This is a genomic window from Spiroplasma endosymbiont of Lariophagus distinguendus, from assembly GCF_023846195.1.
GTDB lineage: Bacteria > Bacillota_I > Bacilli_A > Mycoplasmatales > VBWQ01 > Spiroplasma_E.
Genome location: NZ_JALMUW010000049.1, coordinates 1 through 7,639 on the forward strand (window position 1 = coordinate 1; position 7,639 = coordinate 7,639).

The 7,639-nt window shown below is 28.2% G+C and carries 4 protein-coding genes; all 4 read right to left on the bottom strand.

Going from position 1 to position 7,639, the window contains the following annotated elements:
• Positions 1 to 163: 163 nt before the first annotated feature.
• Positions 164 to 1,114: an L-lactate dehydrogenase gene (locus M0D11_RS04535; RefSeq protein WP_252320496.1), complete on the bottom strand. Its 951-nt coding sequence runs from the start codon at positions 1,112 to 1,114 to the stop codon at positions 164 to 166.
• Positions 1,115 to 1,360: 246 nt separating this feature from the next.
• Complete coding sequence (locus tag M0D11_RS04540; RefSeq protein ID WP_252320497.1) at positions 1,361 to 2,800, bottom strand: NADP-dependent glyceraldehyde-3-phosphate dehydrogenase; 1,440 nt, start codon at positions 2,798 to 2,800, stop codon at positions 1,361 to 1,363.
• 159 nt (positions 2,801 to 2,959) lie between these two features.
• A complete protein-coding gene (parC, locus tag M0D11_RS04545) occupies positions 2,960 to 5,473 on the bottom strand; it encodes a DNA topoisomerase IV subunit A (RefSeq protein WP_252320499.1) in 2,514 nt (837 codons plus the stop codon).
• A gap of 20 nt (positions 5,474 to 5,493) precedes the next feature.
• Positions 5,494 to 7,416 carry a DNA topoisomerase IV subunit B gene (gene parE, locus M0D11_RS04550; RefSeq protein WP_252320501.1) on the bottom strand — a complete coding sequence of 641 codons (1,923 nt, stop codon included), beginning with the start codon at positions 7,414 to 7,416 and terminating at the stop codon, positions 5,494 to 5,496.
• Positions 7,417 to 7,639: the final 223 nt, after the last annotated feature.

Here is a 7,639-nt window from a genome sequence, read left to right on the forward strand (position 1 = left end):
AAAAGTCCGGCCGCAATACCCATTAAAAAAGTTTTTAATAACGGACTTTGTGCTTTCTTTAATGCATACTTATAAACAGCAATATAAGTTTCAATACTTGTTAATGTTTCTTCATTATTCATATTTTCTACACTTGTATTCACGAATAAACTACTCCTATCTTTTATTTAATAGCAGCAAAAGCTGTTTCTAAAGTTTCTTTAATAATTGCACAAGATTTATCAAATGCCGTTTGCTCTTCTTTCGTTAATGGTAACTGAACTACTCTTTTTCAACCTTTTTCGTAAAGTATTGTTGGTACACCAATATAAAAACCTTGCTGTCCATATTCTCCTTGTAAATAAGCACCCGCTACTAAAACGTGATTTTGTCCTTCAAGGATATTTCTTACTAATAATGCCAATGCTGCACCAATACCATAAAAAGTTGCACGTTTTAATTTAATAATTTTATAAGCTCTTTGTGCTACTTCTTTTCTTAATTCTTCTAAATCTTTTTCTTTAATTCTACCTTCAGTAATTTGTTGATAAATAGTTTTATTACCTACCGAAACCGAACTTCAAGGAATCATTGAAGAATCACCGTGTTCACCAATTACATAAGCAGCAACTGACTTTGGATTAACTGCAATTTTTTCTCCAATTAAATATTGTAAACGTAAGGTATCTAAAATCGTACCAGAACCTAATACTTGATGATAATCAAATTGTGTAATTTTTTGATAAACAGTTGTCATTATATCAACAGGATTAGATGCAATAATAGTAACACCTTTAAATCCTGATTTTTTAATTTCTAAAGCAATGCTCTTCATAATTTTGGCATTATCTGCTACCATATTTAATCTTGTTTCACCATCTTTTTGTGGTCTTCCAGCAGTAATAACAATAATATCAGCATCTTTACAATCGCTGTAATTTCCAGCCTTAATTGAAATAAAAGGATGATCTAAAGCTGCTTGACAATCAGCAAAATCAATTGCATTACCTTCAGCTATACCTTCAAAAGCATCAATTAATACATATTCTTGGGCTAAACCTTGATTAATGGCACTGTAAATAAAACTACTACCAACAGCTCCACATCCAACAAGTACAATTTTTCGTTTTGCCATATTTACCTCCATATTTTTTGCATTTCATGTAACAGTACTTTATCCTCGGCACTATTTTAATAACTTACTTTTTAAAATAAAAGTTACAATGATATGTAATATTTTTATTATGCTTTTTATATAAGAATGTTAAAAAAATAAAAATCTAATTAACAAGGACAAAAATTTATTACATTTTTATCTTACCACTATTTTAATAAAAAAATAAAACTTATTTTTTTATTAAAATAAGTTTTATTTTTTCTTTTAAATTTTTGTTTTTCAATTAATAACAATACCTTTTGGTCTAGTAAAAGCAAGTAACGAAGGACGAATACCTTGTACGCCAAGACCTGAATCCTTAACACCAACAAAAGAAAAGTGATCGGGACCACGTTGTGACTGATCGTTAATATTAACACTTCCAACTTCTAATAATTTAGCAATACTCATTGCACTATTAATATTAGTAGTAAAAACAGAAGCTTGTAAACCATATTGTGAATCATTTGCAATATTAATTGCTTCTTTTACTTCATCAAAAATAATAATCGGCAACAATGGTGCAAAAGGTTCTTCTCATGCTAAATTCATTTTTGTTGTTACGTCAGTAATAATAGTTGGTCACATTAAATTTTCTTTAAATTTATTACCAATTAAACAATTGGCTCCTTTATCTAAAGCATCTTTAATTAATTTTTTAGCATTATCAACTGTTGGTTGATCAATAACAGGAGTAATATCACAATCATCTGTGGGCAAACCAACAGTTAATTTTTCAACTTTTTCTTTTAAAATTGGAATTAATTTGCTACTAATTGTTCTTTGCACTAACACTCTCTTAATAGCAGTACATCGTTGTCCTGAATAACTAAATGCACCTTTAATGATTTTGGTTGCTGTATCTTCAAGATCAGCATCATTAAGCACTATTGCTGGATCTTTACCTCCTAATTCTAAAATCAAATCAGCTTTTAAAGATTTCTGTGAAATACGATTACCAACAACAGCACTACCAGTAAAAGAAATAACATTAATTGCTTCATTTTCAACTAAACTATCACCAATTTCACTACCTTTACCACTTATAGCATTAAAAACACCATTAGGAATGTTAGCTTCTTTGGCTAATTTAGCTAAGTGTAATCCCACCAATGATCCTTGTGTTGCGGGTTTAAAAACAACACTATTACCGGTCACAAGTGCTGGAAATATTTTAGAGACTGATAAATTTATCGGATAATTAAAAGGAGAAATAGCAAGAACAATTCCTTTTGGTACGTATTCAAAAATAGCTAATTTGTTCATACTTCCTCAACTATCACCTGTATAAGATTCAGGATGAAGACGTAATGCTTCTTGTAAAGTATATTCAATATATTCAACTGTTCTATCAATTTCACTGCAAGCCGCTTTTGTGCCTTTAGCAATTTCATTGGTCATTAATTCAGCAAGTATTAATTTATCGCGAATAATTAATTGTTTTCAAGAATTTAAAAAAGAAATTCTTTTTAAAATAGGCATTTGTTCTCAATTTTTTTGAGCAAATTTTGCAGATTCATATACTTTTTTAATTTCAACTTTAGTTAAGGCAGGAACTTGGCCTGCTATTTTATTAGTAGTGGGGTTGATAACTGATATTCAATTACCATTTTCATACAACTCACCATTAATTAGAGATTGATATTTAATAATATTATTTGTCATCTATACTTCCTCCTTAAATCACTACTATAATAATTATAGCATTGATATAAGTCCTATCCTATTCACTCTTAACTAAAATTATTATTTAAATTTATATTATGAAATTCAAAAAAACTAATTCTTTAAAAAAGTTCATAATTTTCAATAAAAAAGTTTATTTTAAATACCATTGTTGCTTTCTTTTGTATTAAAATTTTCTGATATTGATGATATATCAGCATCAATAACATCAGTTTTTAAATCAATCACTAAATTATTACCACCAGCAATAATATCATCAGCAACTACTTTGCCAGTTCCTTCATTTACCTTGCTAAGATTAATGTCACTTGCTTTAATCACTAATCATTTTTCTTTTTTCGTTAATATATTAATAAAAGATGTTGCTGGTGATAAGAAGGTTTTAATAATACTAATACTTTTACTTTTAGGAACTTTTATTACTTTATTACCTTTTGTTGTTCGTGAAGTTTGTTCAATAGTATTGAATAACATTCGTTTAATTGTTCCAACTGATGTTAACATTGCATAAATATCATTACTATTACCACAAGCCATTCCTACCACTTCATCTTCTTCAGAATTAATTTTCAAAGCTTTAACACCTGTTGCAGTTTTAGTTAATAATGGAACTTTCGTTTCTAAATATTTTAAAGTCATACCCTTGCGAGTACTAATAACAATAAAATCATGACCGGTAGTACTATTAACACTAATAACACTATCGTTCTCTTTTAACTTAACATATTTGGCGGTTTTATTAAATCTAGTAGTTGCTAACTCTAAAAGTGGCATTCTTTTAATTAAACCATATCTAGTAGCGACTACTATATTTACATTTGGCTGTTCAAAACTATTAACTTGCGCAACACTAATAATTTTTTCATTTCCTTCAAGTTTACATAACGTATTAACATGAATACCATTATCTTTTCATTTATTTTCTTCTAATTTAAAAATTGGTATTAAAAAATAATTACCTTTATTTGTAAAAAATAATAAATTATTAAAATTATTGAACATTGCTCCACCAATAATAACATCATTTGGCTTACGTCCAAAATCTTGATAATCAAGATTTTGTAAAAATACTTTATTACTTATTACCTTAATTCAACCATCATAACTAATACTAACAAATACATTTTCTTGTCGCAATGTTGCTTTTTCATCAATTGTAATTTCAGAAATTTCACCTTGAATTTGTGATTTTCTTAGTCCAGAAAAATGAGAATTAATTTGTTCTAACTCAGTAATAATAACTTGACGTAGTGAATTTTCATTATTAAGAATTTCTTGTAAAACAATAATTTTACTTTCAATATCTGCTTTTTCTAAAACTAATGATTGAATATCAGTAGCAGTTAAACGATACAAACGCAATTGTACAATTGCTTCTGCTTGAATATCAGTAAAATTAAAAGCTGATATTAAATTTAATTTTGCTTGCATACGGTCAGTTGATGTTCTAATAATTTTAATTACTTTATCAACTTCACTTAATGCAATAACTAAACCATTAACAATCTCTAATCTTCGTTCTAATTGTGCTAAGTCATATTGTGAACGCTTAGTAACAACATCAATTTGATGATTAATATAAAAATCTAACATATTAATTAAACTCATTTGTACTGGTTTTTTGTTAGCGATTGCTACTAAATTAAAGTTATAATAAATTTGTAAATTGGTATTTTTAAATAAATAATTTAAAATTTCTTGCGGTTTACTATCTTCTACTAAATCAATAACTATTCGTAAACCAAAACGATCCGTTTCATCACGTACTTCTTTAATACCATGAATTTTTGCTAATGTTTTAACATCATCAATTTTTTTAATCAAATCTTGTTTAATAACTTCAAATGGAATTTCGGTAATAATTATTTGTGGAATTTCACCTTCATTATTAATATGAGTTTTAGCACGAATTGCAATTCGCCCTTTACCAGAACGATAAGCTTCTTTAATACCTTTAATACCTTGAATAATTCCTCCGGTTGGAAAGTCAGGACCCTTAATAACACGCATTAATTCGCTTAAATTACATTGTGGATTATTAATTCTCATGACAATTGCATTAATTACTTCTTGTAAATTATGAGGTGGAATATTAGTTGCCATTCCAACAGCAATTCCAGAAGCACCATTTACTAATAAATTAGGAAAATAGGCAGGTAAAACTGTTGGTTCTGTTTCTGATTCATCAAAATTTTTAATTAAACTAACAGTATTTTTCTTAATATCCTTCAATAATAATTCTGAAATTAATGATAAACGCGCTTCTGTATATCGCATCGCAGCAGGATTATCACCATCAATTGAACCTTTATTACCATGCATTTGTACTAATGGTCATGCTACCTTTCACTCTTGTGCCATTCTACACATCGCAGCATAAACCGCTGTATCACCATGAGGATGATATTTACCAATTACTTCTCCAACAACACGAGCTGCTTTTTTATATGCTTTATCATTGGTTAAACCCAAATCATTCATAGCATGCAAAATTCGACGTTGAACTGGTTTCAAACCATCACGGACATCGGGCAATGCTCGTTCTAAAATAATATATTTGGCATATCGACCAAAACGTTCTGCAACAATATCATCAATAGGATAAGATAAAATTTGTTCATTATTTTGTTGAATCTCTTCTTTACTATTCATAACTTATAAACTCCTTTTTCTTAATAATCACTAGCTTCAAAAGAAATATTTTCTTCAATTCATTTTCGTCTTTTTTCTGGTTTATCACCCATTAATATTTGAATTTCTGTTTCTGCTGATAGAGCATCCTCAATAGTAATTTTAATTAATTGACGGACATTTGGATCCATAGTTGTTTCTCATAATTGTTCAGCATTCATTTCTCCTAAACCTTTATAACGTTGCAGGTCATATTTACCTTTAATTGTTTCAACTTTATCTTTTAATTCTAACTCATTTCAAACATATACATGTTTCTCTTGCTCTTCTTCTTTAAAAGAAATTTTAAATAAAGGCGGTAATGCAATATAAATATTACCCGAAGTAATTAAATCTCGCATATAACGATAGAAAAAAGTTAGTAATAAAATTTGAATATGGGCACCATCAGTATCGGCATCAGTCATAATAATGACTTTATTATAATTACAAGTTTCAATACTAAATTCGTTACCAACACCAGCACCAATCGCATTAATAATCATACTAATTTCCTCATTATTAAAAAGATCAATTACTTTAGTTTTTTCGGCATTAATTACTTTTCCTTTTAACGGTAATATCGCTTGGAACTTACGATCACGACCTGACTTGGCACTGCCACCAGCGGAATCTCCTTCCACTAAAAATAATTCATTAATGTTAGGATTTTTACTTTGTGCAGGCACCAATTTACCTACTAAAAATTTTTGCGTATCTTTACTTTTATTACGCAATGATTCGCGTTCTTTTCTTAAAGCATTACGAATATCACGAGCCTTAATGGCTTTATCAATAATTTTTTTAGCAGCATCACTATTTTCGTGAAGTCAAAATGAAAATCTTTCATTAACAATATTATCAACAACAATTCTTGCTTCGGGCGTTCCTAATTTACCTTTTGTTTGACCTTCATATTGAATTAAATTTTCAGGAATACGCAACGAAACAATAGCAACCAAACCTTCTCGCAAATCATTACCTTCTAAATTTTTATCTTTTGCTTTTAATAATTCTTGTTTTCTTGCATATTCATTAATAGATTTCGTTAAACCACTTTTAAAACCAACTAAATGACTTCCACCATCAACAGTTTTAACATTATTAGCAAACCCTACTAACGTTTCACTATAATCTTCAGTATATTGTAATACAATTTCAACGTCAATATTATTTTGTTTACCTTTTAAACTAACAATTGGTGATAAATTTTTTTTATCTTTATTTAAATATTGCATGAAAGCAACTAAGCCATTTTCATAATGAAAAGTTTCTTCAGTACCTGTCCTCTTATCAATTAATTGAATACTTAAATCATTAATTAAAAAAGCACTTTCACGTAAATGTTGTTCAAATAAATGAACATTTCAATCACAACCTAGAAAAACACGATGAAAATCAGGTAAAAATTGTACCCTAGTTCCTGTTTTATAAGTGCTACCAATCATTTTTAAACTTTGATCAATCTTACCACCATTTTTAAATTTAATTTCATGAATTTTTTTATCACGATGAATAGTAACAATCATTCAATTACTTAAAGCATTTACTACTGAAGCACCAACACCATGTAAACCACCCGAGGTTTTATAACTATTAGTGTCAAATTTTCCACCAGCATGTAAAACCGTATAAATAACTTCGGGAGTACTTTTTTTTGAAGCATGCATACCAGTTGGAACACCACGACCATTGTCTTCAACAGTAACTGACTTATCAACATTAATAGTAACAACAATACTAGTACAAAAGCCAGCTAATGCTTCATCAATACCATTATCAACAATTTCTCAAACTAGATGATGAAGACCACGATTATCAGTAGAACCAATATACATTCCAGGTCTTTTTCTAACTGCTTCTAGACCTTCTAAAATTTGAATTGATGATTCATTATAAACACTGCTTTTTGGTTTATTTGCCATGAAAAAAACTCCTTACTACAATTTATTTCATTTTCATTTTATCATATATTTATTTATTTAAAGATAATGTCGATAAAAGAACTAAATCAATTTTATAATTTAAAGTTAAAGGTTTCTATACAAAATTTAATATAATAGATTTAAAATAAATATTTATCTAATAATTTTTAATTATTAATAAAACAGTTATAAAATAATATGCATAAAAATTATCCAAGTCATG